This is a genomic window from Gulosibacter molinativorax (genome assembly GCF_003010915.2).
Classification (GTDB): Bacteria; Actinomycetota; Actinomycetes; order Actinomycetales; family Microbacteriaceae; genus Gulosibacter; species Gulosibacter molinativorax.
On record NZ_CP028426.1, the window covers coordinates 1965656 to 1990349 of the forward strand.

The 24694-nt window shown below is 61.2% G+C and carries 15 protein-coding genes and 3 rRNA genes; 1 reads left to right on the forward strand and 17 read right to left on the reverse strand.

Translation table 11 applies throughout. The annotated features are described in order from the left end of the window. Window positions 1-66: 66 nt before the first annotated feature. The 12 genes from GMOLON4_RS09245 to GMOLON4_RS09300 form a co-directional block, all read right to left on the reverse strand. Window positions 67-522 (reverse strand): SRPBCC family protein, encoded by a 456-nt coding sequence (locus GMOLON4_RS09245; RefSeq protein WP_026937193.1) that lies wholly within the window; start codon window positions 520-522, stop codon window positions 67-69. Window positions 523-827: 305 nt separating this feature from the next. Beyond that, window positions 828-2651 carry an ABC transporter ATP-binding protein gene (locus GMOLON4_RS09250; protein WP_026937192.1) on the reverse strand — a complete coding sequence of 608 codons (1824 nt, stop codon included), beginning with the start codon at window positions 2649-2651 and terminating at the stop codon, window positions 828-830. 93 nt (window positions 2652-2744) lie between these two features. Next, the gene (gene ilvC / locus GMOLON4_RS09255) at window positions 2745-3770 is read right to left on the reverse strand and encodes a ketol-acid reductoisomerase (protein WP_026937191.1); all 1026 of its coding nucleotides are present in this window, start codon (window positions 3768-3770) and stop codon (window positions 2745-2747) included. 109 nt (window positions 3771-3879) lie between these two features. After that, window positions 3880-4386 (reverse strand): acetolactate synthase small subunit, encoded by a 507-nt coding sequence (ilvN, locus tag GMOLON4_RS09260; RefSeq protein WP_026937190.1) that lies wholly within the window; start codon window positions 4384-4386, stop codon window positions 3880-3882. Window positions 4387-4392: 6 nt separating this feature from the next. Next, complete coding sequence (locus GMOLON4_RS09265) at window positions 4393-6129, reverse strand: acetolactate synthase large subunit (RefSeq protein WP_245575481.1); 1737 nt, start codon at window positions 6127-6129, stop codon at window positions 4393-4395. A 122-nt stretch (window positions 6130-6251) separates the two neighbouring features. After that, window positions 6252-7955: a dihydroxy-acid dehydratase gene (gene ilvD / locus GMOLON4_RS09270; protein ID WP_026937188.1), complete on the reverse strand. Its 1704-nt coding sequence runs from the start codon at window positions 7953-7955 to the stop codon at window positions 6252-6254. A 69-nt stretch (window positions 7956-8024) separates the two neighbouring features. Continuing rightward, window positions 8025-8477, reverse strand: coding sequence for a monovalent cation/H(+) antiporter subunit G (gene mnhG / locus GMOLON4_RS09275; protein WP_051266979.1), 453 nt, complete (start codon window positions 8475-8477; stop codon window positions 8025-8027). Next, on the reverse strand, window positions 8474-8878 hold the full coding sequence (locus tag GMOLON4_RS09280) for a monovalent cation/H+ antiporter complex subunit F (protein ID WP_245575474.1): 405 nt from the start codon (window positions 8876-8878) through the stop codon (window positions 8474-8476). The genes mnhG and GMOLON4_RS09280 overlap by 4 nt, the downstream gene beginning before the upstream one ends. Continuing rightward, entirely contained in the window at window positions 8860-9522 is a 663-nt protein-coding gene (locus GMOLON4_RS09285; RefSeq protein WP_026937187.1) for a Na+/H+ antiporter subunit E, read from the reverse strand. The genes GMOLON4_RS09280 and GMOLON4_RS09285 overlap by 19 nt, the downstream gene beginning before the upstream one ends. Beyond that, window positions 9519-11102, reverse strand: a complete 1584-nt coding sequence (locus GMOLON4_RS09290; RefSeq protein WP_026937186.1) for a Na+/H+ antiporter subunit D — start codon at window positions 11100-11102, stop codon at window positions 9519-9521. The genes GMOLON4_RS09285 and GMOLON4_RS09290 overlap by 4 nt, the downstream gene beginning before the upstream one ends. Continuing rightward, window positions 11099-11632: a Na(+)/H(+) antiporter subunit C gene (locus tag GMOLON4_RS09295; RefSeq protein ID WP_035733022.1), complete on the reverse strand. Its 534-nt coding sequence runs from the start codon at window positions 11630-11632 to the stop codon at window positions 11099-11101. The genes GMOLON4_RS09290 and GMOLON4_RS09295 overlap by 4 nt, the downstream gene beginning before the upstream one ends. After that, window positions 11629-14700 carry a Na+/H+ antiporter subunit A gene (locus GMOLON4_RS09300; protein ID WP_026937185.1) on the reverse strand — a complete coding sequence of 1024 codons (3072 nt, stop codon included), beginning with the start codon at window positions 14698-14700 and terminating at the stop codon, window positions 11629-11631. The genes GMOLON4_RS09295 and GMOLON4_RS09300 overlap by 4 nt, the downstream gene beginning before the upstream one ends. Before the next feature lie 119 nt (window positions 14701-14819). On the opposite strand from GMOLON4_RS09300, the gene GMOLON4_RS09305 reads away from it, so the two are divergent. Continuing rightward, complete coding sequence (locus GMOLON4_RS09305; protein WP_245575472.1) at window positions 14820-15605, forward strand: sugar phosphate isomerase/epimerase family protein; 786 nt, start codon at window positions 14820-14822, stop codon at window positions 15603-15605. A gap of 206 nt (window positions 15606-15811) precedes the next feature. Here GMOLON4_RS09305 and GMOLON4_RS09310 read toward each other — a convergent pair. From GMOLON4_RS09310 to GMOLON4_RS09330, 5 genes are all read right to left on the reverse strand, one after another. Beyond that, window positions 15812-17217, reverse strand: a protein-coding gene (locus GMOLON4_RS09310) for an IS3 family transposase (protein ID WP_156892050.1) whose coding sequence is annotated in 2 segments (ribosomal slippage) — window positions 15812-16860 and window positions 16860-17217 — 1407 coding nt in all. Because the reading frame shifts where the segments join, the coding sequence is not laid out codon by codon here. Between the two features lie 268 nt (window positions 17218-17485). Beyond that, window positions 17486-17602, reverse strand: a 5S ribosomal RNA gene (rrf, locus tag GMOLON4_RS09315). Between the two features lie 124 nt (window positions 17603-17726). Then, a 23S ribosomal RNA gene (locus GMOLON4_RS09320) occupies window positions 17727-20802 on the reverse strand. A 361-nt stretch (window positions 20803-21163) separates the two neighbouring features. Continuing rightward, window positions 21164-22691 (reverse strand): 16S ribosomal RNA (locus tag GMOLON4_RS09325). The 16S, 23S and 5S rRNA genes sit together here, the layout of an rRNA operon. Window positions 22692-23402: 711 nt before the next feature. Then, window positions 23403-24668 carry an MFS transporter gene (locus GMOLON4_RS09330; protein ID WP_084147680.1) on the reverse strand — a complete coding sequence of 422 codons (1266 nt, stop codon included), beginning with the start codon at window positions 24666-24668 and terminating at the stop codon, window positions 23403-23405. Window positions 24669-24694: the final 26 nt, after the last annotated feature.

Consider the following 24694-nt stretch of genomic DNA (forward strand, 5'->3'; position numbering starts at 1 on the left):
CAATAGCCTAGTCCTCCGCGGTCTCGCGCGCGACGCGCCGCCGCGTCGTTGCGCGCGGATTGCTCGCTATTGCCCCTCGACAAGCGTCGCAAGCCGGTCAATGGATGCGCGGAGGTTCTCTTCCTTCGTCGCACGCGCCCGCGGCAGTCGCTTTTCGTCGTGCAGATCCGTCCAGTCGTACGTGTGGGTGACGAGGGTGCCGTCGCCGTTCGGCTCGAGCTCCCAGCGCCACAGCTGACCGATCGGCGGGTTTCCGGGCTCCGCCGGCTTCCACGCGATGCTTCGGCCTTCCTCGAACTCGACGACGTGGTTCTCGCGCTGGATGCCCGGTTTCGTCATGTTCATCGTGAAGACATCGCCCACGGCAGTGACCCGCTGTCCCGGTTCGGCGCTCGCCAGATTGTCATTGCCGTCCCACTCGGGCTGTCGGGCCGGATCTGCGATCAACTCGAAGATCGTCTCGGGCGATGCATCCACAACCCGACTTGCGCTTACGATGCGGTTCTCTTGTTCTTCAGCCATGGGAGCAGTCAATTGCATCGGCCTGAAGAACAGCAGAGGAGACTACGCGGTGCCAATCATTGCCGATAGCGCTGGCCCGGGCCCGTACACAGGCAATGCAGTGCGCTACCGGCAAGGGTCGCGTACACCAGCGCCCCCCGCCATTGCCGATAGCGCTGACCCGGGCCCGTACACAGGCAATGCAAAGCGCTACCGGCAAGGGTCGCGTACACTAGCGCCCCCAGCCATTGCCGATAACACTGGACCGGGCCCGTACACAGGCAATGCAGAGCGCTACCAGCAGGGGTTGCGCACACCGGCCGCAACTAAACGTCGATGCCGTAGTGCTCGCGCAGTCGCTCGCGGCTCGCGGACGTGCCCTCGAGCTGCAGCGCGAGCAGCTCCGCGTAGATGCCACCGGATGCGGCGAGCTCGGCGGGTGAGCCGATCTCGTCGATCTTGCCGTCGCGCAGCGTGATGATGCGGTCGACGTTCTGGATGGTCGAGAGCCGGTGCGCGATGATGAGGCTCGTGCGCTCCCCCGCCATCAGCGCATCCAGGCCGGCCTGAACCGCACGCTCGCTCTTAGTGTCGAGCGCACTCGTCGCCTCGTCGAGAATCAACACCGGCGCATCCTTCAACATGGCGCGCGCAACGGCGATGCGCTGCTTTTGCCCGCCCGAGAGCTTCAGGCCGCGCTCGCCAATCACGGCGTCGAGGCCCTTCGGGAAGCCCGAAATGAACTCCCACGCGTTCGCACGCTTGGCCGCATCCATGATCTCCGACTCGCTCGCGCCGGGACGCCCGTATGAGATGTTCTCGCGAATCGTGCCGCTGAAGAGCGAAGGCTCCTGGAACACGACGCCGATCTGGTCGCGCAGCGAGGGCATCTTGAGGTGCGCGATGTCTTCGCCAAAGAGCTCGATGCGCCCCGATTGCACGCGATAGAAGCCGAGCAGCAGGCTCACGATCGTGCTCTTGCCACCGCCCGAGCCGCTCACGAACGCGATGCGCTCACCCTTTTGGACGTCAAACGTGATGCCGCGAAGCACTGGCGATTCCTCGTCGTACGCGAAGTGGACGTCGTCGAAACGCACCGGCACCGCGCTCGCCTGTCGCTCGCGGCGCTCGGCTACCGCATCCGGATCGCGCAGTTCGAGGCCCTCGCGCTCATCCTGCGGTAGCTCCATGACCTTGAAGTAGTCGCGCGAGCCCGCGACCGCGTGCTGAGCTGCATCAACCATCCACGACATCATCGAGACCGGGTTGCGAGCCATGCCCACGAGCTGGATCAGCAGCACCATCTCGCCCAGGGTGAACGTGCCCTGCGCGGTCTGGATGAACAGGATCAGGTAGATCCCGAAGAACGCGAGGTTGAGTGCGAAGCGGCGCAGCGCATCCATGCCGTGCCACAGGCGCGACTGCTTGCTCGTGAGCTGCACCGTCGCCGCGAACTCCCGCGCAAATAGCTGCCACTCGCGACGTTCCTGCGCGAACGAGCGCACCACGGGGATCTGGCCTACGACCTCGCTGAAGCGGCCGCGGGCCGTGTCGACGTGCACGTTCTTCTCGTGCTCGATCTTCTGCCACCGCTTCGAGGTGAGCGCGGTCAGCCACATGTATACCGGGAACAGCACGAACAGCAGCAGCGCGATCGGCCACGAATAGAACGCGGTGATCACCAGCACTGCGACGGTCGTGATGAGCATCGAGAACATGTTGTTCGCGAACGATTGCATGAAGCGCGTGACCTCGGTGATCGTTCGGTCGAGCCGCGAGATGATCGTGCCGGTCAGCTCATCGTCGAAGTACCGCTGGGGCAGCTGCAGCAGCTGTCGGTAGTAGCGGGTCGAGAGCATGCTGCGCATGTTCGCGCTCATCACGTCGCCGAAATAGCCGCCCGAGCTGTCCGTGATCGTCACGACGATTTCGACCGCAAGGAAGGCGACCGCGAGCCAAATGACCGTCGAGATCCCCGCCGAGAAGGTGTGCTCGCCGCCGACGATCGCGACGATCTCGTCGGTCGCGGCGCCCAGGATGAACGGGGTTACGAGGGCTCCGCCCGCCGAGACCAGGGTGAGCACCACGATCGCGACGTAATAGGGGGTGAGTTCCTTGGTATAGGCAATCAGTTTCGCGAGACTCTTCACCCCGCAACAATAGGCGACGCGCCACCCGATTCCGGATGGCGCGTCGCCTGAGGGGTGCTAGTTCGCGACTAGCGTGAGAGAGTCAGCTCCCGACTAGCGTGCGGCGGAGCCGTCGACGTAGTCGGTGTCCGCCTGCTGCCACGAGAACAGCTTGCGCAGCTCAACACCGGTCTTCTCGATCGGGTGAGCCTCGCCCTCGGCGCGGAGCTTCTTGAACTCCGGTGCGCCAGCGTCCTGGTCGTCGATGAAGCGCTTCGCGAAGGCACCCGACTGGATGTCAGCGAGAACGCCCTTCATGTTTTCCTTGACCGAGGGGTCGATCACGCGCGGACCCGAGACGTAGTCACCGTACTCGGCGGTGTCCGAAACGCTCCAGCGCTGCTTGGTGATGCCGCCCTCCCAGATGAGGTCAACGATGAGCTTAAGCTCGTGCAGGACCTCGAAGTAGGCGATCTCGGGCTGGTAGCCAGCCTCGGTGAGGGTCTCGAAACCGTACTGGATGAGGCGCGAGGTACCACCGCAGAGCACAGCCTGCTCGCCGAAGAGGTCGGTCTCGGTCTCTTCGGTGAAGGTGGTCTTGATGACACCAGCGCGGGTGCCACCGATTGCTTTCGCGTACGACTTCGCGGTGTCCCAGGCGGCACCCGAAGCGTCCTTCTCGACAGCGATGATGTCGGGGATACCACGGCCGGCGACGAACTCGCGGCGCACGGTGTGGCCCGGTGCCTTCGGTGCGACGAGGATGACGTCGACGCCCTCGGGTGCCTCGATGTAACCGAAGCGGATGTTGAAGCCGTGTGCAAACGCGAGGGTCTTGCCCTCGGTGAGGTGCGGCGCGATGTCGTTCGCGTAGATGCCACGCTGGTGCTGGTCCGGTGCGAGGATCATGATGAGGTCGGCCCACTCGGCGGCGTCGGCGTTGTTCTTGACCTCGAAGCCGTCTTCCTGTGCCTTCTCGATCGACTTCGAGCCGTCGCGAAGCGCGACAACGACCTCGACGCCCGAGTCGCGCAGGTTCTGCGCGTGCGCGTGACCTTGCGAGCCGTAGCCGACGATGGCTACCTTCTTGCCCTGGATGATCGAAAGGTCTGCGTCGTCCTCGTAATAGATTTCAGCCATGTTGGGTGTGTGCTCCTTGTTTTACACGTAGTGAGTACGTAGGTCTGTCACGTTTTGGGCGGATGCCCGGTATCGCTTGGCGGGCTCAGTTCCGCCCGCGCTCCAGCGGTTAGCGGAATACCCGCTCGGTGATGGATTTCGGGCCGCGTCCCACCGCGATGAGACCCGACTGCACCATTTCTCGGATGCCGTACGGCTCGAGCATACGAAGCAGCGCCCCGACTTTCCCTGAGTCACCGGTGACCTCGATGATCAGCGAGTCGTGTGCGACGTCGACGACGCGCGCACGGAACAGGTTTACCGCCTCGATTACCTCGGAGCGAGTCTGCTTATCCACGCGCACCTTAATGAGCACGTGCTCGCGCTCGACCGAAGACTCGGGCGTGAGCTCGACGATCTTGATGACGTTCACGAGCTTGTTCAGCTGCTTCGTGACCTGCTCGAGCGGGAAGTTCTCGACATCAACCACGACGGTCATGCGCGAGAGACCTTCGACCTCCGACTGCCCCACCGCGAGCGAGGTGATGTTGAAGCCACGGCGCGAGAACAGCCCCGCGACGCGGGCGAGCAGACCGGGCTTGTCTTCGACGAGAAGCGACAGGATGTGCTTTGACATGGTTCCTTACTCCCCCTCGAAAGCCGGGCTGTTGTCCCGTGCGTAGTTAATGAAGCTGTTCGAGACGCCCTGCGGCACCATCGGCCACACCATCGCATCCGCCGAAACGACGAAGTCGATGACGACCGGACGGTCATTGGTCTCGAGCGCCTTCTGAATCGCGGCGTCGATCTCCTCCTCGCGCTCGACGCGGATACCGAGGGCACCGTAGGCGTCCGCGAGCTTCACGAAGTCGGGCACGCGAATCGAGTCGTGGCCGGTGTTGAGGTCGGTGTTGGAGTAGCGGCCGTCATAGAACAGCGTCTGCCACTGTCGCACCATACCGAGCGACGAGTTGTTGATCACCGCGATCTTGATCGGGATGTTGTTGACCACGCACGTCGCGATTTCCTGATTCGTCATCTGGAAGCAGCCGTCGCCGTCGATCGCCCACACGGTACGGTCAGGGAACGCGACCTTCGCGCCCATCGCCGCGGGCACCGCGTATCCCATCGTGCCCGCACCACCCGAGTTGAGGAACGAGTTGGGCTTGTTGAGCTCGAGGAACTGCGCCGCCCACATCTGGTGCTGGCCGACACCAGTCGCGAAGATCGCGTCCTTGTCAGTCAGCGCGCTGATGCGCTCGATGATGTGCTGCGGTGCAAGCAGCCCGTCGGTGGTCGGCGTGAAGCCGCGCGGGAACTCCGCCTTCAGCCCGTCTAGGTACTCCCACCACGGCGCGAGGTCCTCGGCAGGCTCCGCCGAGCGCTCGGCAAGCGCGCGGTTTACGTCGTTCAGCACTTCCTTCGCGTCGCCCACGATGGGCACGTCGGCAGTGCGGATCTTCGAGATCTCGGCGGGGTCGATGTCAATGTGCACGACCTTCGCCTTCGGCGCGAAGAGCGGCGCCTTACCAGTCACGCGGTCATCGAAGCGAGCGCCGACCGTGAACAGCAGGTCGGCCTCCTGCAACGAGAGCACCGCGGGAACCGTGCCGTGCATGCCGGGCATGCCGAGCATCTGCGGGTGCGAGTCGGGGAACGCGCCGCGCGCCATGAGCGTGGTCACGACCGGCGCGCCGGAGAGCTCTGCAAGTTGCTTGAGTTCCTCGGAAGCCTCCGCGCGGACAATGCCGCCACCCGCGTAGATCACGGGTTTCTTCGCCGCACGAAGCATGTCGACGGCCGCAAGAATCTGCTTGCCGTGCGCCTTCGTGATCGGGCGGTAGCCGGGCAGGTCGAGCTGCACTGGCCACTCGAAATCAAACTCGTTCTGCTGCGCGTCCTTCGTGATGTCCACGAGCACGGGGCCCGGGCGACCGGTGGATGCGAGGTGGTAGGCGCTCGCGAGTGCCTGCGGGATGTCTTCGGCGCGACGCACGAGGAAGGAGTGCTTCGAAATCGGCATCGTGATGCCGACGATGTCCGCTTCCTGGAACGCATCGGTACCCATCAGCGTCGAGAACACCTGACCTGTGATCGCGAGCATCGGCACCGAGTCCATGTACGCATCCGCGATCGCGGTCACGAGGTTGGTAGCACCCGGGCCCGAGGTTGCGATGCAGACACCGACCTTGCCGCTGGCCGCAGCGTACCCCTCGGCTGCGTGCCCGGCACCCTGTTCGTGACGAACGAGGATGTGGTTCAGGTCCCTGGCATCGAGGATCGCGTCGTAGGCAGGCAGGATCGCGCCACCCGGAAGACCGAACACGTCGGTCACTCCGAGCAGCTCGAGGGTGCGGACCACGGCCGCGGCTCCCGTCATGCGCTCTGGCTTGGTGGATGCGGCCGCCGCCGAAGCAGCAGCCGCCTGAATAGCTTCACGTGACATTAAGTAGTAATTCCTCAAAGACGAAGTCGTATGAGGCTATGCGTCAATGAGGACGCCTAGCCCGTGATGGCTCCCTCAGACGCGGACTTGACGAGCTTCGCGTATTTTGCGAGCACGCCGCGCGTGTATCGAGGAGGAAGCGGTTCCCAGCCTTCACGGCGGGAAGCGAGCTCGGATTCGTCGACGAGTAGGTCGATCGTCCGTGCCGCAATATCGACCCGAATGAGATCTCCGTCGCGAACGAAGGCAATGGGACCTGCGTCCACTGCTTCTGGCGCGACGTGGCCGATGCACAGGCCGGTTGTGCCGCCTGAGAATCGACCATCAGTCAACAATAGTACATCCTTGCCGAGCCCCGCGCCCTTGATGGCACCGGTGATCGCGAGCATCTCGCGCATGCCGGGGCCGCCCTTCGGGCCCTCGTAGCGGATGACCACGACATCGCCGTGCTTGATCTCGCCGCGGGTCAGCGCATCCATTGCCTCGCGCTCGCGCTCGAAGACGCGAGCCGGGCCCTCGAAGGTGTCGAGGTCGAAGCCTGCCGACTTCACTACCGCACCTTCCGGAGCGAGCGAACCGTGGAGGATCGAGATGCCACCGGTTGCGTGGATGGGGTTGTCGAGCGTGTGGATGACCTCGCCGTCGAGCGGCTCCGGGTCAAGCTCAGCAAGGTTCTCGGCCACGGTCTTGCCGGTGCAAGTGAGCGCGTCGCCGTGCAGCATGCCGGCATCGAGCAACGCCTTCATGACAACGGGGATGCCGCCGTTGCGGTCGATGTCGTTCATGACGTACTTGCCGAACGGCTTCATGTCGGCGAGGTGCGGCACCTTGTCCGCGATGCGGTTGAAGTCCGCGAGCGTGAGGTCAACCTCGGCCTCGCGAGCGATCGCGAGGAGGTGGAGGACGGCGTTGGTCGAGCCGCCCATGCACATCACGACGGCGATCGCGTTCTCGAACGCCTTCTTCGTGAGGATGTGCTCGGTCGTGATGCCGAGACGGAGCATGTTGACAACGGCCTCACCCGACTTGTGGGCGAAGTAGTCGCGGCGGCGGTCGGCGGATGCGGGAGCAGCCGAGCCGGGAAGCGACATTCCGAGCGCCTCGGCGACCGATGCCATCGTGTTCGCGGTGTAGAAACCACCGCAGGCACCCTCGCCCGGGCAAATCGCCTCTTCAATGCGCTTGCGGTCCTCTTCCGACATGGTGCCGGCCTTGCACGCACCGACTGCTTCGAAGGCATCGATGATCGTGACGTTGTCGCGGACGGTGCCATCACTGAGCTTCACATAGCCCGGAGCGATCGAACCGGCGTAGAGGAACACGCTCGGCAGCTTGAGTCGTGCCGCGGCCATGAGCATACCGGGGAGCGACTTGTCGCAGCCGGCGAGGAGCACCGAGCCGTCGAGGCGCTCGGCTTCCATGACAACCTCGACCGAGTCGGCAATGACCTCGCGCGAGGCGAGCGAGAAGTGCATCCCCTCGTGGCCCATCGAGATGCCGTCGGAAACCGACACGGTACCGAACTGGAGGGGGTAACCGCCGCCCGCGTGGACGCCTTCCTTGCAGCCCTGGGCGAGGCGATCGAGGCTCAGGTTGCAGGGGGTAATTTCGTTCCACGAGCTGGCAATACCAACGATGGGCTTCGCCCAGTCGTCGTCGCCCATGCCGACGGCGCGGAGCATCCCTCGCGCGGCAGTTGCTTCGATTCCGTCGGTGACGACCCGGGACTTGGGCTTGATGTCGATTTCGTGCTCAGGCATGGATCCATCCTACGCGCGATTTTCTGGACCCAGGACGCCAGCGCGGCACCCCCATCTGGGGCGACGTCGCTATAGCGAAAGCGGGTTCGGTGCGTTGGGGTCGAGCTCGGAGTCCAGCTCCGGGCCACCGCCCCTGACGAGCCGCTCGCGCTTCGCGGCAGCCTCTTCCGCGCGCTGGGCTCGCGCCACCTCCACCTCGAGCTCGTCGGTGTGCAGCGGGACGTTCTCGTAGTGCTTGGAGCGGTAACCGCCACGGGCGAGCACGATACCGGCCGCGGGCGTCGTGATGAACTGGAACAGCAGGATCGGGAAGATGAATAGCACGACGGTCCAGTTCGTCTGCTGCAGAGCGAGCCCAATCAGAATGAACATCAGGCCCGCGGCCTGCGGCTTTGACTGTGCGTGGAGCCGGGCGATCATATCCGGGAATCGCAGCAGGCCGATGCCCGCGGAAAGGGACAGGATGGATCCGAGCACGAGGAAGATTGCGGTGGCGATGTCGAGCCAGTCTGCAACGGTCATCGGGACTCACCTTCCTTCGACGATTCGCCGTTCGCCTCGGGCGCCGGTTTGGTGTTCCCGGCCGGGACGGTGACGTCGAGCTCGGCTTCCGTGTCCGTTGAGTAGTTCTGACGGGGGCGGTCGCGCGACACGAAGCGCGCAACGGCAATGGTGCCCACCGAGGCGGTCATCGCAAGACCGAGCACGAGCGGCAGCGTCGTCGTGTGGCCGCGAATCGCCATGTCGGCACAGAACACGCAGATCAGGATCGTCGCGAAGGTGTCGGACCCGACCATGCGGTCGACGATCGATGGTCCGCGGACGATGCGGATCGTGGCCATGATTGCGGCGGCCGCGAAGCACGCGCCAACGAAGTAATACACGATAGTGAGCAGCAGGTCCATCAGAGTTCCGCCTCCCACTCGCGCTCGAGTTCCTTCCGCACGAGCTCGGCCCGCTCTTCATAATCGCGCTGCTTCTTCGACGACAGCAGCCGCTTGCGCCCGTGCTCGACGCGGTCCTTATTAATGCGCCAGATATCCTCGCGACCCCCCAAAGCGAGGGCGATCGCATCCTCGATCCGATAGGAGCTGCGACGTGCCTTCTCGACTTTCTCGTCGGTGTCGCCGTCGAGGATGTGGAGGTACAGGATTCCGCGGAGCCGGTCGACCTCGACGACCACCGAGCCGGGCACAAGCATGTTGATCTCGGCCGCGACGGTGATGAGCCAGTCGGAGTGGGTGTGGAGTCGCACCGCGATGATGGATGCGGTTGGCACCTTCTGCGGTCGAACCGCCAGCCAGGCCATTTGGAACGAGGCCGAGACGAGCCACCACACAAAACGGAAGAGCAGGATGATCGTGAACCACAGGTTGAAGCGACCCGTGAGTTCGACCGGCGGGAGGTAGAAGAAGCGCACGACCAGCAGCGAGAAGATAATTCCGGTGCTGACGCTGATGACGTCGAACTGACCCCAGAGCACGAGCCACAGCGCGATGAGGAAGAGCAGCAGTGGCAGCTGCGTGATGAGGCTCACCCCAGGGCGCGCAGTTTTTTCCGGCGTCATGGTTTGCTCCCCTCAATCTCATCTACGGTAGCGACATATTGTGTCGGGTCCATCAGGTTCTCGGATGCGGCATCCGCGATCTCGTAGATCGGCCCCGCAAACACCGTCATGAGCACGGTAATGAGCACCATGGTGGCGGTTGCCACATTCATGAGGGTCGAGTTGGTCTTCGTCTCGGTGATGACCTCGCCGTCGGGCACTTCCTCGAGCTGATCAGTCAGCTGCGACTGGAACTCCTCAACCTCGCTCTGGCTTCGCCAGAAGCCGAGGTTCCACACACGGATGAGCGCGTACAGGGTGAGGAGGCTCGTGAGCGCGCCGATCCCAATACCTGTCCACACGAGGTACTGCGGCAATTGCAGGTTGGTGCCTTCGGCGCCGGCAACGAACAGGGCGAGCTTGCCGATGAAGCCGGAGAACGGCGGGATGCCACCGAGGTTGAGCAGCGGGATGAAGAACAGTACGGCCACGAACGGCGCACGCTTGAGCATCCCGCCGAGGTGCGTGAGCGTCGAGGTGCCCGCGACGCGCTCGATCAGACCTGTCACGAGGAACAGCGCGGTCTGCACGAGGATGTGGTGCAGGATGTAGTAGACCGTGGCGGCCCAGCCCGCTTCAGTGCCGAGCGCGATGCCGAAGATCATGTAGCCGATGTGGCTTACGAGGGTGAAAGACAGCATCCTTCGAATACCGGCCTGCGCGACGGCACCGAGGATACCCACGACCATCGTGAACATCGCGACGATAATCAGCAGCGTCGAGATGTCGTTGGATGCGAACATCAGCGATTCGGTGCGCAGGATCGCGTAAACACCCACCTTGGTGAGCAAGCCCGCGAACACCGCGGTGACCGGCGCAGGCGCCGAGGGGTAGGAGTCCGGCAGCCAGAACGACAGCGGGAAGAGCGCCGCCTTGATACCGAACGCGACGAGCAGCATGAGGTGGATCGCGAGCTGCACGTTCTCGGCGACCTCGGGCATCCGCAGCGAAATCTCGGCCATGTTGACGGTGCCGACCGCGGCATAGACCATCGCGATTGAGACGAGGAAGAGGAGGGAAGAGACGAGGGAGACGACAACGTAGGTGATGCCCGCACGGATGCGCGAGGCCGTGCCGCCGAGCGTGATGAGCACGAAGCTCGCGACCAGCAGGATCTCGAAGCCGACGTAGAGGTTGAAGAGGTCGCCCGCGATGAACGCGTTGTACACGCCCGCGGCGAGCACGAGATAGGTCGGATAGAAGATCGAGACCGGCGTCTCTTCATCGCCGTCTGCCGCGCCCTGGCCGATCGAGAAGGCCATAACGGCGATCAGGACGATGCTCGTGACGAGGATGAGCAGGGCCGAGAGGCGGTCGACAACCAGCGAGATGCCGAAGGGAGCCGCCCATCCACCCACCTGCACGACGAGCGCGGTGCCGGTCTGGTGCACGACGGTCAGGAGCACGATCGAGATCGTGAGCGAGATCACCATCGTGACGCTTGCGAGTGCGATCTGCAGGCGCTGCTTGCGCGCCGCAGTCAGGGTGATGGCCGCGCCGAGGAGGGGGACGAGAACCATGAGTGGCACGAGCCAGTTCATTCAGTCTGCCCCTTCCGCTTGTCGAGTGCGTCGTCTTCGTCCTGGCTAAACGCAAATTCGTCGTCGAGCTCGTCTTCCGTAAGCGCCCCCTGGACGGCGGCCTCCGCGAGCTCACCGAATTCGGTGTCCGGTCCCTCGCCTTCCTCGAACACCTCGTCGTCGGCCTCCGGGTCAATATGCCGGAGCGAGACCGAGTCCTCGTCGTCGGCAACGGTGTCCACGCGGACGAGGCGCCACGACCGGTACAGCAGCGCCAACATGAACGCGAGAGTCGCGAAACTGATCACGATCGCGGTGAGGATGAACGCCTGCGGCAGCGGGTCGGAGTAGGTGTCCTTGATTACCCCGTCGTCGCCGACGACCGGCGCTTCCCCGAAATCGCCAGACGTGATGAAGATGAGGAGGTTTGTCGCGTTTCCGGCGAGCAGCACGCCGAGGATCATCCGCGTGAAGCTGCGCTCAAGCAGGAGGTAGATGCCGCACGCGTAAAGCACGATCATCGCGAGAAGGAGGACAATGTTGACTGTCATTTCGGCTCCTTCCCTTCTCGCTTCGGCAGCACCTGCATCTGTTTCGTGACCGGTTTCGCAGTCTCGATGTGGCCGCGGACCTCGGCCTCATCGAGGACTTCCTCGCTTACCCGCAGCCTGCCCGAGCGCTGCTCTTCTGCCTGGATGTCGAGCTCGCTACCGAGCGAGCGCAGGACGTCGACGGCGAGACCGATCACGATCAGGTACACACCGATGTCAAAGATCGTCGAGGTCACGAAGATGACGTGGCCAACCCACTCAACCTCCTGGTCCACCCAGAACGACGTGAGCGGCGCGTGCCCGAAGAACATTGGCACGAGGGCGCTGCCCGCGGCGAGGATCATACCGACGCCCAGCAGCGTACCGGCGTCGACCCGCACCGCCTCGTTGAGCTCGTGACGGCCACCGGCCATGTATCGAGCCGCGAGCGCGAGGGCCGCGACGACGCCGCCAGCAAAGCCTCCACCCGGGTCATTGTGTCCCGAGAACAGCAGGAACAGGGAGACGATGATCATCGCGTGGAAGAGCAGTCGGACGACGACTTCCACCACGATCGAGCGGTGCTCCGGCGCCAGCGAGTGCCCGGCGAGGAGCCAAACATTGTGATCGGAGCGCCCCTGCGCGCCCTTGCTGTCGCGTTCGCGCAGCTCGCGCGGGATCGCGCGATTACGGCGCTTCGCGGATGCGACGATCGATTCGCGGATCGTGGTGCGGTCGGGCCGACGGAAGAATCCGCCGCGAGGCGCGAGGGAAGTCGTCTGCTGGTGCTTCGAGCCACGAGCGTTGAGATACACGAGGCTCGCGACACCGGTCGCGGCCGCGATGAGCACCGACAGCTCCCCCATCGTGTCCCAGCCGCGGATGTCGACGAGCGTGACGTTGACGATGTTTGAGCCGTGACCGCCCTCGAGGGCGAGTTCCGCGAAGGAGGTTCCGTCCGGAGTAGCAACGCGGGCGCCCATCGAGATGAGCACGACCGCGGCGATCGCGAACGCGACGCCGAAGCCGATCGCCCAGCGGACCCAGGGGCGGATGTTGTTCTGGAGCTTCGCGTGCCGGGCGGGCAGGCGTCGCAGTACCAACACGAACACGATGAGCGAAAGCGTCTCGATCAGCGCCTGTGTCGTCGCGAGGTCAGGTGCACCCGAAATCGCGAAGATCGCTGCCTGGGCGTACCCGGTAATGCCGACGAGGATGACGCCCTGGAAGCGCTTTGCGGATCGCGTCGTCGCGAATGCCGCGATCACGATGACGATGAGAATCGCGATCTGCGGCCAGCTCCACGCGATGGTCAGGTCCGGGTCACCCATCCCGCGGAATGCGAAAGCGCCGATCACGACACCGATAAACACGACGAACGTCGTCGCCAGGTACATCGGCAGCGAACCGCGCTGGGTGGATGCGGTGATTCGCGCGGCGACCGCGTCGGTTACGCGCAGCGCGAGCCAGTAGCCGCGGGAGGACTCGATGATGTCGGGAACGCGGGCCTGCAGCTTCGCGATCGGTGCCCGGAAGTAGAACAGTGCGAGGCCGATGAGGATCGTGATGGCCGAGATGCCGAGTGCGGGCTCGAAGCCGTGCCAAATCGCGAGGTGGTAGGGATGCGCGGGGTCAATCGCCGGCATCGTGTCGGCGTAGGCGGCGAGGAGTTGGTCGATCCCCGAGGCGATGAACGGGAAAACAATGGTCGCGACGACGAGGAGCCCCGGCGCGATGAGCTCGTCGGCGTGCTCCTTCGTGTGCTCGACCTCTTCGACGCCGGGCTTCTTCGCGAACGCGCCGTGCACGAAGCGCGCCGTGTAGGCGAAGGTTAGAATCGAGCCCATCGCGGTACCGATGAGCGCAACCAGTCCCCACGCATCCCCGTGCTCGAATGCCGAGATGAACGCCGAGAACACGCCCTCCTTCGCGACGAAGCCCCACAGCGGCGGGATGCCTGCCATGGATGCGGCGGCAATGGTCGCGATCGTCGCGAGCACTGGCGCTTGGCGGCCCAGCCCCGAAAGCTTTCGGATGTCACGTGTTCCCGTTCGGTGGTCAATGATGCCCACGGAGAGGAACAGCGCCGCTTTGAAGAGCGCGTGGCCGATAACCATCGCCAGCGCCGCGAGCCCCGCATCCCGCCCGCCGAACCCTGCGATCGCGGTCATGAAGCCGAGCTGCGAAACCGTGCCGTAGGCGAGGATCAGCTTGAGGTCGAACTGCCGCAGGGATCGCCAGCCGCCGACGAGCATCGTCCAGACGCCGGCCACGATGAGGACTTCGCGGAAGCCGGGGACATCCCCGAACTCGGGCAAGAGGCGTAGGACTAGGTAAATACCGGCCTTCACCATCGACGCGGCGTGAAGGTAGGCCGACACTGGCGTCGGGGCAGCCATGGCACCGGGGAGCCAGAAGTGGAAGGGGACGAGCGCCGACTTCGTCATCGCCCCGAGGAGGATCAGCATCAGCGCGGTAATGAGCAGGCCGCTGGTGGGGATGCCGGCGCCGATTATCTCGGAGAAGTTCGCGGATCCCGAGATGGAATGCACGATCACGAGCCCCACGAGCATCGCGAGCCCGCCGAACGTGGTGACGAGCAGAGCCTGCATGGCCGCGGCGCGCGACGCACGGCGACCGGTGTAGTGGCCGATGAGCAGATACGAGAGGATGCTCGTACCTTCCCAGAACACGAACATCAGGTAGATGTTGTCGGCCGTCACGAGACCGAACATGACGCCCGCGAAGCCGAGCAGGATGCCCGCGAAGCGGCCGAGGCCTGGCTCATCACGATCGAAGTAGCTTGCACAGTAGATGAGCACGAGGGCGCCGATGGCCGTCACGATCATCGCGAGGACCCAACTGAGCGCATCTATGCGGAAGTTGAGGTCGAGCCCCAACATCGGGAGCCAAGGGATTTGTAGTTCCCACGCGCCACCGTGAAGCACTGTCGGCGCCAAAGTCGCGGTCCAGATGGCCGCCGCGGCAGACACGGCCGCGGCCACGTAGAACATTGCGTTGCCCGGTAGGCGCTTGAGCGCTGGCATCGCGCAACTCGCGACTCCGAAGAGTGCGAGTAGAGCCACCATGCGCCCACACCTTCCTTTACGTCCCGAAAAACTGCAACTCCAACATCCTAGTGGGTGACGCCACCCTCGGTGGGCCGTCACCCAAGCGCGTTAGTGTGTGAGTGATGATCCAGATCGGTATGAGCACATCGTGCACCTTCCCTAAGTCCCTCGACGCATCCTTCAAGATTGCAAAGCGGGCAGGTTTCGATGGCATGGAAGTGATGGTGTCCACGGAGGATGCGACGCGTTCCGCGGCCGCGCTTCGCGCGCTGATCAGGAAGCACGATCTGCCGGTGCTCGCGATTCACGCTCCGGTGCTGTTCTTTACGCAGTTCGTGTGGGGTACCAACCCCGCCGTGAAGCTCGAGCGCTCGGTCGAGCTCGCGTATGACTGCGGCGCCGACGTCGTCGTCGTGCACCCGCCATTCCGGTGGCAGGGCAGCTACGCAAAGAATTTCCTCGAGATCGTGCGACGCCTCGAGCACTCGTCCGGGATCAGCGTCGCCGTCGAGAACATGTTCCCGTGGAATATCGGTGGCGGCAACGGCCGGCAGGCGTACATCCCGGGCATCGATCCGACGGAGATGGACTGCGACTCGATTACTCTCGACTTCTCGCACGCCGCCCTGTCCGGTCACGACGCCCTCGAGATGGCGCGCGCCACAGGGAAGCGGCTGCGGCATATCCACCTCTGCGACGGACAGGCACCGGGTCAGAACGGCAAAAAGCTCTGGGATGAGCACCTCGCCCCTGGTCTCGGCGGCCAGCCCGTGGCCGAGACGCTGCAGTACCTCGATGACACTCAGTTCAAGGGTCACGTCGTCGCCGAGGTGAACACCCGCGGCGCGAAGAGCGAGACCGACCGGCTCCGCATGCTGACGCAGACCGTGGAGTTCGCCCGGCGCAACCTGCGGCAGTACTGAGCTTGCTTGGCTGAGCTGCGGGGTGGGTGTGGCGTGGTGCGATGAGTGCCCCCACGCGCCGAACCAGGGTCGACGCGCACCGAGCCAGGGCCCACCCGCACCCAACCAGGGCCCGCGCCCACCGAACCAGGTCAATTATGACTCGCCAGGGTGTTCCTTCACCCTGGCGGATCGGTATTTGTCAAGGTGAATGAGGCCGGTGGGTGTTAGGCAGCTAATTCGATCTCGTCGACAGATGGCGGGTTGATCCACGCCGCCGGTTCCCGCTCAAGAATCTTCGGACGGGCCTGTGCTCGGGTACCGAAGCGTTCCGGATGCGCTCGACGAGCAGCGTCCAGGGTCGCGTCACGGTCTCGATCAACCATGTCAGCAAGCCCGTAATGCACATCCGCAGGCGTATGCATCCCGATCCCGGAATGCCGGTGATGATGGTTATAGGCATGCACGAACTCGTCCAGGAACTGCCGCGCATGGACCAGTGACGAGAACCGGTCAGGGAACTCCGGCAGGTATTTCATCGTCTTGAAGAGCGCTTCCGAATACGGATTATCATTCGACACGTGCGGGCGGGAACGCGACCGCACCACCCCAAGATCGGCCAGCAGCGTCTGCACCGTTTTCGAAGTCATCGATGGGCCACCATCAGAATGCACGACCTGCGGGGTGCCGTGGATCCCGAACGCGTCCAGCATCATCTCTTTGGCGAGGACCCCGTCCTCGCAGGAATGCACGATCGCGCCCACGATATAGCGGGAGAAAATATCGATCATCACGTACGCGTCGTAATACGTGCCCTTCACCGGCCCCGGGAGCTTCGTAATATCCCACGAGAAAACTTCCCCAGGCGCGGTCGCGATCAACTCCGGCACCTTCCGTGGCGGATGCGTCGCAAGCCGGCGACGTTCCCGCACCAAGGAGTTCTCGCCCAGCACGCGATACATCGTGGACACCGACCCGACATACTCGCCCCGCTCCAGCAGGATCGCGTACACCTGTAACGGCGGCTTATCCACGAACTCCTCGCTATTCAACACCGCCAAGATCCGGGCTCGTTCCGCGAGCGAGAGCTTGTTCACCGGGACCGGGCGCGGGCCAGCAGGCGCCGGGTCAGGACGCCTCGCGCGGGCGATCGCCCGCGCCGCGGTCGCCCGCGACACACCAGTCAAGGTCGCAGCCTGCCGGGTCGGGACCCCGGCATCGGTGAGTTCGAGGTAGGTGTTCATGAGCGCTTCTTGTGCTTCGGGTCGGGGTCCGCGCTCTCGGAGAGTTGTTCCAAGAGCGCGTGTGCTTTTCCCATGATGTCTAACGCCGTTTCCGTGGTCGCAAGCTTCCGCTCGGCTTTGGCGAGTTCTCGCCGTAACCGCGCGATCTCGGCTTGCTCCCGCGAGGGTGCCCCGACCGTGTCGCCGGGCTGTTTGCCCTCGAGGAGGCCCGCGTCACGTTGACGTCGCCATTCCGACATCAATGACGAGTAGAGGCCATGCCGACGCAGGAACGCGCCGCCTTGCCCGGTTTCGCAAGCGGTCTCGTACTCGGACAGGTACTGGAGTTTCTGGGCAGGGGTGAACGACCGACGACGGGTCGGGCCAGTTGGATTCGAGGGAGCGGACACTCTTCCATTGTCCACATCGATCGTGGTGATTGGGGCATTGCTACTCATCAGGTTGGTGGATCCTTCAACACGCCCTACGAGGCGGATTTGCTATGAACCGGTGGACTCACTCAACCCTGGCACGTAGGGGATCACCATCACCCTGGCTCCATGAAACTGCGCCATGGCGTGTGAAACGCGGATGCCCACGGTTCACCGTATTCCTGCATTTGTTTCGGAAATAAAAAAAGAGGGGAACACCCAAAACGAGTGTCCCCCTCAAAAAGAAGTCCGGCAGTGACCTACTCTCCCACACAGTCCCCCATGCAGTACCATCGGCGCAAAGACGCTTAGCTTCCGGGTTCGGAATGTAACCGGGCGTTTCCATCTCGCTATAACCACCGAAACACTATCGAATTATCAACCACCACACCCCACCACGAACACCAACCCACACGGATTGACACTCGTAACAGAGCACAGCACTCGACTATATATCGAGAACCACAAAGCGGACGCAAACAACATTACATATCAAATCTTCGGTCTATTAGTGCCGGTCAGCTCCACACCTTACAGCGCTTCCACACCCGGCCTATCAACCCAGTCATCTACTGGGAACCTCACCCCAAAATAGGGAAGGAAGTCTCATCTCGAAGCCGGCTTCCCGCTTAGATGCTTTCAGCGGTTATCCATCCCGAACGTAGCAAATCAGCAATGCCCTTGGCAGAACAACTGACACACCAGAGGTTCGTCCTTCTCGGTCCTCTCGTACTAAAGAAAGATCTCCTCAAACTTCCCACGCGCGCAGCGGATAGAGACCGAACTGTCTCACGACGTTCTGAACCCAGCTCGCGTACCGCTTTAATGGGCGAACAGCCCAACCCTTGGGACCTACTCCAGCCCCAGGATGCGACGAGCCGACATCGAGGTGCCAAACCATGCCGTCGATATGGACTCTTGGGCAAGATCAGCCTGTTATCCCCGAGGTACCTTTTATCCGTTGAGCGACAGCGCTTCCACAAGCCACTGCCGGATCACTAGTCCCGACTTTCGTCCCTGCTCCACCTGTCAGTGTCACAGTCAAGCTCCCTTGTGCACTTACACTCACCACCTGATTACCAACCAGGCTGAGGGAACCTTTGGGCGCCTCCGTTACTCTTTAGGAGGCAACCGCCCCAGTTAAACTACCCACCAGGCACTGTCCCTGAACCGGATCACGGTCCGAAGTTAGATAACTAAAATAACCAGAGTGGTATTTCAACAACGACTCCACACCAACTAGCGTCAATGCTTCACAGTCTCCCACCTATCCTACACAAGCCATTTCAATCACCAATACCAAGCTATAGTAAAGGTCACGGGGTCTTTTCGTCCTGCTGCGCGTAACGAGCATCTTTACTCGTACTGCAATTTCGCCGAGTTCGCGGTGGAGACAGCTGGGAATTCGTTACGCCATTCGTGCAGGTCGGAACTTACCCGACAAGGAATTTCGCTACCTTAGGATGGTTATAGTTACCACCGCCGTTTACTGGGGCTTAAATTCTAGGCTTCGCCAAAGCTAACCCTTCCTCTTAACCTTCCAGCACCGGGCAGGCGTCAGTCCGTATACATCGTCTTGCGACTTCGCACGGACCTGTGTTTTTGATAAACAGTCGAGTCCCACTGGTCTCTGCGGCCACCACACCCTGTCCGGAGTAAATCCGTATAAGTGGATGGCCCCCCTTCTCCCGAAGTTACGGGGGCATTTTGCCGAGTTCCTTCACCACGATTCTCTCGATCTCCTTAGTATTCTCTACCTGACCACCTGTGTCGGTTATGGGTACGGGCAACACTGCAACCTCACGCCGATGCTTTTCTTGGCAGCATAGGATCACCGACTACGTCCCAAAAGAGACTTCCGCATCAGATCTCAGGCTATTCAGTGACGGATTTGCCTATCACTGGCCCTACATCCTTGCCCGGATACAACCATTCACCCGGCTCGGCTACCTTCCTGCGTCACACCTGTTAATACGCTACACTCACGGATTCGGTTCACAACCTCCACCCCCAAGCAACCCGAAGGCCACAAGAAGACTTCACTTGCTTAGCATCACCCGCTCGCATTGGGCGGTCACACCATCGGTACGGGAATATCAACCCGTTCACCATCGACTACGCCTGTCGGCCTCGCCTTAGGACCCGACTAACCCAGGGAAGATTAGCTTGACCCTGGAACCCTTAGTCATTCGGAGGACGGGTTTCTCACCCGTCTTTCGCTACTCATGCCTGCATTCTCACTCGCGTGCCGTCCACGATCAGTTCACACTACCGCTTCACCCAACACGCGACGCTCTCCTACCAATCCAACAAAGATTGAATTCCACAATTTCGGTGGTGTGCTTGAGCCCCGTTACATTGTCGGCGCGGAATCACTTGACCAGTGAGCTATTACGCACTCTTTCAAGGATGGCTGCTTCTAAGCCAACCTCCTGGTTGTCACTGCAACTCCACATCCTTTTCCACTTAGCACACGCTTAGGGACCTTAATTGGTGGTCTGGGTTGTTTCCCTCTCGACGATGAAGCTTATCCCCCACCGTCTCACTGCTACGCTCTCACTTACCGGCATTCGGAGTTTGGCTGACGTCAGTAACCTTGTCGGGCCCATCGGCCATCCAGTAGCTCTACCTCCAGCAAGAAACACGCAACGCTGCACCTAAATGCATTTCGGAGAGAACCAGCTATCACGAAGTTTGATTGGCCTTTCACCCCTAACCACAGCTCATCCCCCCAGTTTTCAACCTAGGTGGGTTCGGTCCTCCACAAGGCTTTACCCTCGCTTCAACCTGGCCATGGATAGATCACTTCGCTTCGGGTCTAGAACATGCGACTCAACGCCCTCTTCAGACTCGCTTTCGCTACGGCTACCCCACACGGGTTAACCTCGCCACACATCACTAACTCGCAGGCTCATTCTTCAAAAGGCACGCCGTCACCCCAAAAGGCTCCGACGGATTGTAAGCAAATGGTTTCAGGTACTATTTCACTCCCCTCCCGGGGTACTTTTCACCTTTCCCTCACGGTACTCGTCCGCTATCGGTCACCTGGAAGTATTTAGGCTTATCGGGTGGTCCCGACAGATTCACACAGAGTTTCACGGGCTCCGCGCTACTTGGGATACACACAAACGCACACACCATGTTTCAGCTACGGGACTCGCACCCCCTACGGTCAGGCATTCAAACCTGTTCACCTACACAATGCGCAAACGCCAGCCGCCAGATAGAACGACCAAGCATGTCCCACAACCCCGATCATGCAACCCCTACCTGGTATCACACACAACCGGTTTAGCCCCATCCGCGTTCGCTCGCCACTACTAACGGAATCACTATTGTTTTCTCTTCCTGTGGGTACTGAGATGTTTCACTTCCCCACGTTCCCCCTCACAGCCCTATATATTCAGACCGGAGTGACCACACACAATGCGGCCGGGTTCCCCCATTCGGAAATCCTCGAATCAACGCCCGTTTATCGACTCCCCGAGGCTTATCGCAGATTACTACGTCCTTCATCGGCTCCAGATGCCAAGGCATCCACCATTTGCCCTTAGAAATTTGATACATGAATAGAAATCGAAAAAGAATCAACAATCAAAGAATCATTGAACTTTTCAGAAACTACTTATGAAGACACCAACCAGCACCCCCTCGAAAGGGAACACCAGCGATGCTTCTAAGATGCTCGCGTCCACTATGTAGTTCTCAACATACAGTCGAACCCAACCCCACCAACTTGGTCACAACCAACCTGGCGGGAACTGGCCCGAAGAAAACCATCACACCAACCCGCCACCCACACTCAAGGGGCAACCAATTGCTGTGTCCGGTCCCCCAGGACCCAACAGCGTGCACACGTCTAACGTTCCACCCACACCCAGTGAAGACATTCGCTCCACCATGAGTGTTCAAAAATACTCCTTAGAAAGGAGGTGATCCAGCCGCACCTTCCGGTACGGCTACCTTGTTACGACTTAGTCCTAATCACCGATCCCACCTTCGACAGCTCCCCCCAAAAGGTTAGGCCACCGGCTTCGGGTGTTACCGACTTTCATGACTTGACGGGCGGTGTGTACAAGGCCCGGGAACGTATTCACCGCAGCGTTGCTGATCTGCGATTACTAGCGACTCCGACTTCATGGGGTCGAGTTGCAGACCCCAATCCGAACTGAGACCGGCTTTTTGGGATTCGCTCCACCTCACGGTATCGCAACCCACTGTACCGGCCATTGTAGCATGCGTGAAGCCCAAGACATAAGGGGCATGATGATTTGACGTCATCCCCACCTTCCTCCGTGTTGACCACGGCAGTATCCCATGAGTCCCCGGCATAACCCGCTGGCAACATAGGACGAGGGTTGCGCTCGTTGCCGGACTTAACCGAACATCTCACGACACGAGCTGACGACAACCATGCACCACCTGTATACCGACTGCAAGCAGGGCGACCATCTCTGGCCGTTACCGGTATATGTCAAGCCTTGGTAAGGTTCTTCGCGTTGCATCGAATTAATCCGCATGCTCCGCCGCTTGTGCGGGCCCCCGTCAATTCCTTTGAGTTTTAGCCTTGCGGCCGTACTCCCCAGGCGGGGCGCTTAATGCGTTAGCTACGACACAGAAACCGTGGAATGGTCCCCACATCTAGCGCCCAACGTTTACGGCATGGACTACCAGGGTATCTAATCCTGTTCGCTCCCCATGCTTTCGCTCCTCAGCGTCAGTAACGGCCCAGAGATCTGCCTTCGCCATCGGTGTTCCTCCTGATATCTGCGCATTCCACCGCTACACCAGGAATTCCAATCTCCCCTACCGCACTCAAGTCTGCCCGTACCCACTGCAGACCCGGAGTTGAGCCCCGGGCTTTCACAGCAGACGCGACAAACCGCCTACGAGCTCTTTACGCCCAATAATTCCGGACAACGCTTGCACCCTACGTATTACCGCGGCTGCTGGCACGTAGTTAGCCGGTGCTTTTTCTGCAGGTACCGTCACCCCAAAAGGCTTCTTCCCTACTAAAAGAGGTTTACAACCCGAAGGCCGTCATCCCTCACGCGGCGTTGCTGCATCAGGCTTGCGCCCATTGTGCAATATTCCCCACTGCTGCCTCCCGTAGGAGTCTGGGCCGTATCTCAGTCCCAGTGTGGCCGGTCACCCTCTCAGGCCGGCTACCCGTCGTCGCCTTGGTAGGCCATTACCCCACCAACAAGCTGATAGGCCGTGAGCCGATCCAGAACCAATAAATCTTTCCAACCACAGACCATGCGGCCATGGCACCTATCCAGTATTAGCGACGGTTTCCCGACGTTATTCCAGAGTCCTGGGCACGTTGCTCACGTGTTACTCACCCGTTCGCCACTAATCCACCAAAGTAAACTCCAGCTTCATCGTTCGACTTGCATGTGTTAAGCACGCCGCCAGCGTTCGTCCTGAGCCAGGATCAAACTCTCCGTAAATGAACAACACTCCCACCAACAAAACGCCGGCGAAAGCAAACATATTCACAAACCAACCCCCGCATCACCAAAGCAACACACAGGACTGAGTTCAATCAACTGACAAAACAAACCAACCAACCATCACAGTCGGACTGGCTTTTCTGTTATCCAAAATAAGGAACCACAAAAGGATCCAAAATGGCATTAGACAATAAAAGTGCACACTGTTGAGTTCTCAAGGATCGGATGCCTACCATGTACCCAACCAACCACACCCTCACTCGGATGTTCTCTCGTGGTGGGCCTCGCGGAGGCAACTTCACTAACCTACACCAGGCAATTCCAGCATGTCAACTCGCGCACTCCCGTGAGATCTAACCGATCTTTCAAAGCCACCAACCCAACAGGGCTATTCGTGACACGCACCGAACCGTTAGGCCCTGGTGTGTTGTTCCCGTTTCCGGCAACTCGATAAGCATATGACAACCCATCTGCCCCACGCAAACCCACACCCCCAAACAAGCCGTCTTCCGCACCACCACGCGGCACAGACCCTGCAACCCGGGCGTGTCAAATTGGCAGAAACCGGATCTCGACTTGACGTGGCGACGGCTGCCCCATCAAGTCGAGATCCGGTAAAGCTGGCATCAGTGCGTCCATGGGATCAGTTGGGCCGCAGCCAGAACAACCCCTTAGTCCTGCGCTTCGTGCGCGGACATAGGCATTGGATTAGGCGTTCTGTGCCTCCACCACCGTCGTGTCGACATCGGAATCGGAGTTCTTCCGTCGAGCCATGATCAACAGTGCGCCGACAAAGACGACAGAGAGAAGCGCCGAGATTGTGAATGTCCAGATCACGCCGAGGCCACCCGCACTGGTCGAGAAGACAAAGCCGCCAAGTGACGGGGCCACGATCGCACCGGCTCGGCCAATACCGTTTGACCATCCGAGTGCGGTTGCTCGAAGTTCGAGCGGATAGAAGTCGGCCACCGAAGCGTTGATGAGGTTGAGGCCTGAGTGCGCGCCCATACCGATTGCGGCAATGAGCACGAGCAGCACCAGCAACTGATCTGTACCGACAGCAAAGAGGACGAGCGCACCCGCCACGACGATTCCGGACACCATTGCGAGCTTCAGCGAACCAAAGCGGTCGGCGAGAACCGCGAACGCGAAGGATCCGATGACTGCTCCCCCGTTCAGCGTCAAGGAAAACTGGAGCGCGCTTTCAAGCGGGTAATTAAAGTCGGCCATGATGGTGGTGAGCCAAGTGTTCAGCCCGTACCAGGTCATCAGGTTCGCGAAGGCCGCCAGCGCAAAGAGGATAGTCGCGGCAATCAATACGCGCGAAAACATGGCGCCAAAGCCTGGCCGTTCCACAATCTTCCCCTGCATGATTTCGATTTGCCGGGTGGTGAATTCGGTGGACTCTTTTAGGAGTGTCGTCGCCAGCACCAAGATCAACGCGGAGAGCACGACACCGATCCAGAACATCGGACGCCATCCGTAAGACTCGATAATGACGAGTCCGAGTAATGATGCAGCGGTACCGCCGAGTGGCACCCCGGCCATGAGGATAGTGACCGCGAGGCTGGTTCGCCCTTCGGGAATCGACTCTTTTACCAGGGCGAGGCAAGAAGGCATCACGCCACCCATGCCGATTCCTGCCATCAGTCGGAATACTCCAAGGCTGACCGGATCAAAGGCTAGCGCGCATGCCGCCGTAAAAATCAAGAAGATGGTGATCGACACAAGAATGAGTTTCTTACGCCCGAATCGGTCGCTCAGCCTGCCACTCAGAAGCGCGCCGATAAGCATTCCTACGTAGACCATACTGCCAATATTTCCGGCGCCGGACTTATCGAGATTCCAGCCGGGTTCTTCGAGGAGGCTAGGGATAAGTGTGCCGTACACAATCAAGTCGTAGCCTTCTGCCACGATAATGAATGCACACACAAACACTGTTGCCCAAGAACTGCGGGCCATAGTTTTTGACATGAGACGTCGTTGTCCTTAAAGAGTCA

What these genes read in the sequence shown, in the direction of transcription:
- GMOLON4_RS09265 (WP_245575481.1), bottom strand. Translation starts at nt 6,129, where the DNA reads ATGACGGGAGCCGCGGCCGTGGTCCGCACCCTCGAGCTGCTCGGAGTG.
- ilvD (WP_026937188.1), bottom strand. Translation starts at nt 7,955, where the DNA reads ATGCCTGAGCACGAAATCGACATCAAGCCCAAGTCCCGGGTCGTCACC.
- GMOLON4_RS09295 (WP_035733022.1), bottom strand. Translation starts at nt 11,632, where the DNA reads ATGACAGTCAACATTGTCCTCCTTCTCGCGATGATCGTGCTTTACGCG.
- ilvN (WP_026937190.1), bottom strand. Translation starts at nt 4,386, where the DNA reads ATGTCAAAGCACATCCTGTCGCTTCTCGTCGAAGACAAGCCCGGTCTG.
- GMOLON4_RS09330 (WP_084147680.1), bottom strand. Translation starts at nt 24,668, where the DNA reads ATGTCAAAAACTATGGCCCGCAGTTCTTGGGCAACAGTGTTTGTGTGT.
- GMOLON4_RS09285 (WP_026937187.1), bottom strand. Translation starts at nt 9,522, where the DNA reads ATGACGCCGGAAAAAACTGCGCGCCCTGGGGTGAGCCTCATCACGCAG.
- GMOLON4_RS09245 (WP_026937193.1), bottom strand. Translation starts at nt 522, where the DNA reads ATGGCTGAAGAACAAGAGAACCGCATCGTAAGCGCAAGTCGGGTTGTG.
- GMOLON4_RS09290 (WP_026937186.1), bottom strand. Translation starts at nt 11,102, where the DNA reads ATGAACTGGCTCGTGCCACTCATGGTTCTCGTCCCCCTCCTCGGCGCG.
- mnhG (WP_051266979.1), bottom strand. Translation starts at nt 8,477, where the DNA reads ATGACCGTTGCAGACTGGCTCGACATCGCCACCGCAATCTTCCTCGTG.
- GMOLON4_RS09305 (WP_245575472.1), top strand. Translation starts at nt 14,820, where the DNA reads ATGAGCACATCGTGCACCTTCCCTAAGTCCCTCGACGCATCCTTCAAG.
- GMOLON4_RS09300 (WP_026937185.1), bottom strand. Translation starts at nt 14,700, where the DNA reads ATGGTGGCTCTACTCGCACTCTTCGGAGTCGCGAGTTGCGCGATGCCA.
- ilvC (WP_026937191.1), bottom strand. Translation starts at nt 3,770, where the DNA reads ATGGCTGAAATCTATTACGAGGACGACGCAGACCTTTCGATCATCCAG.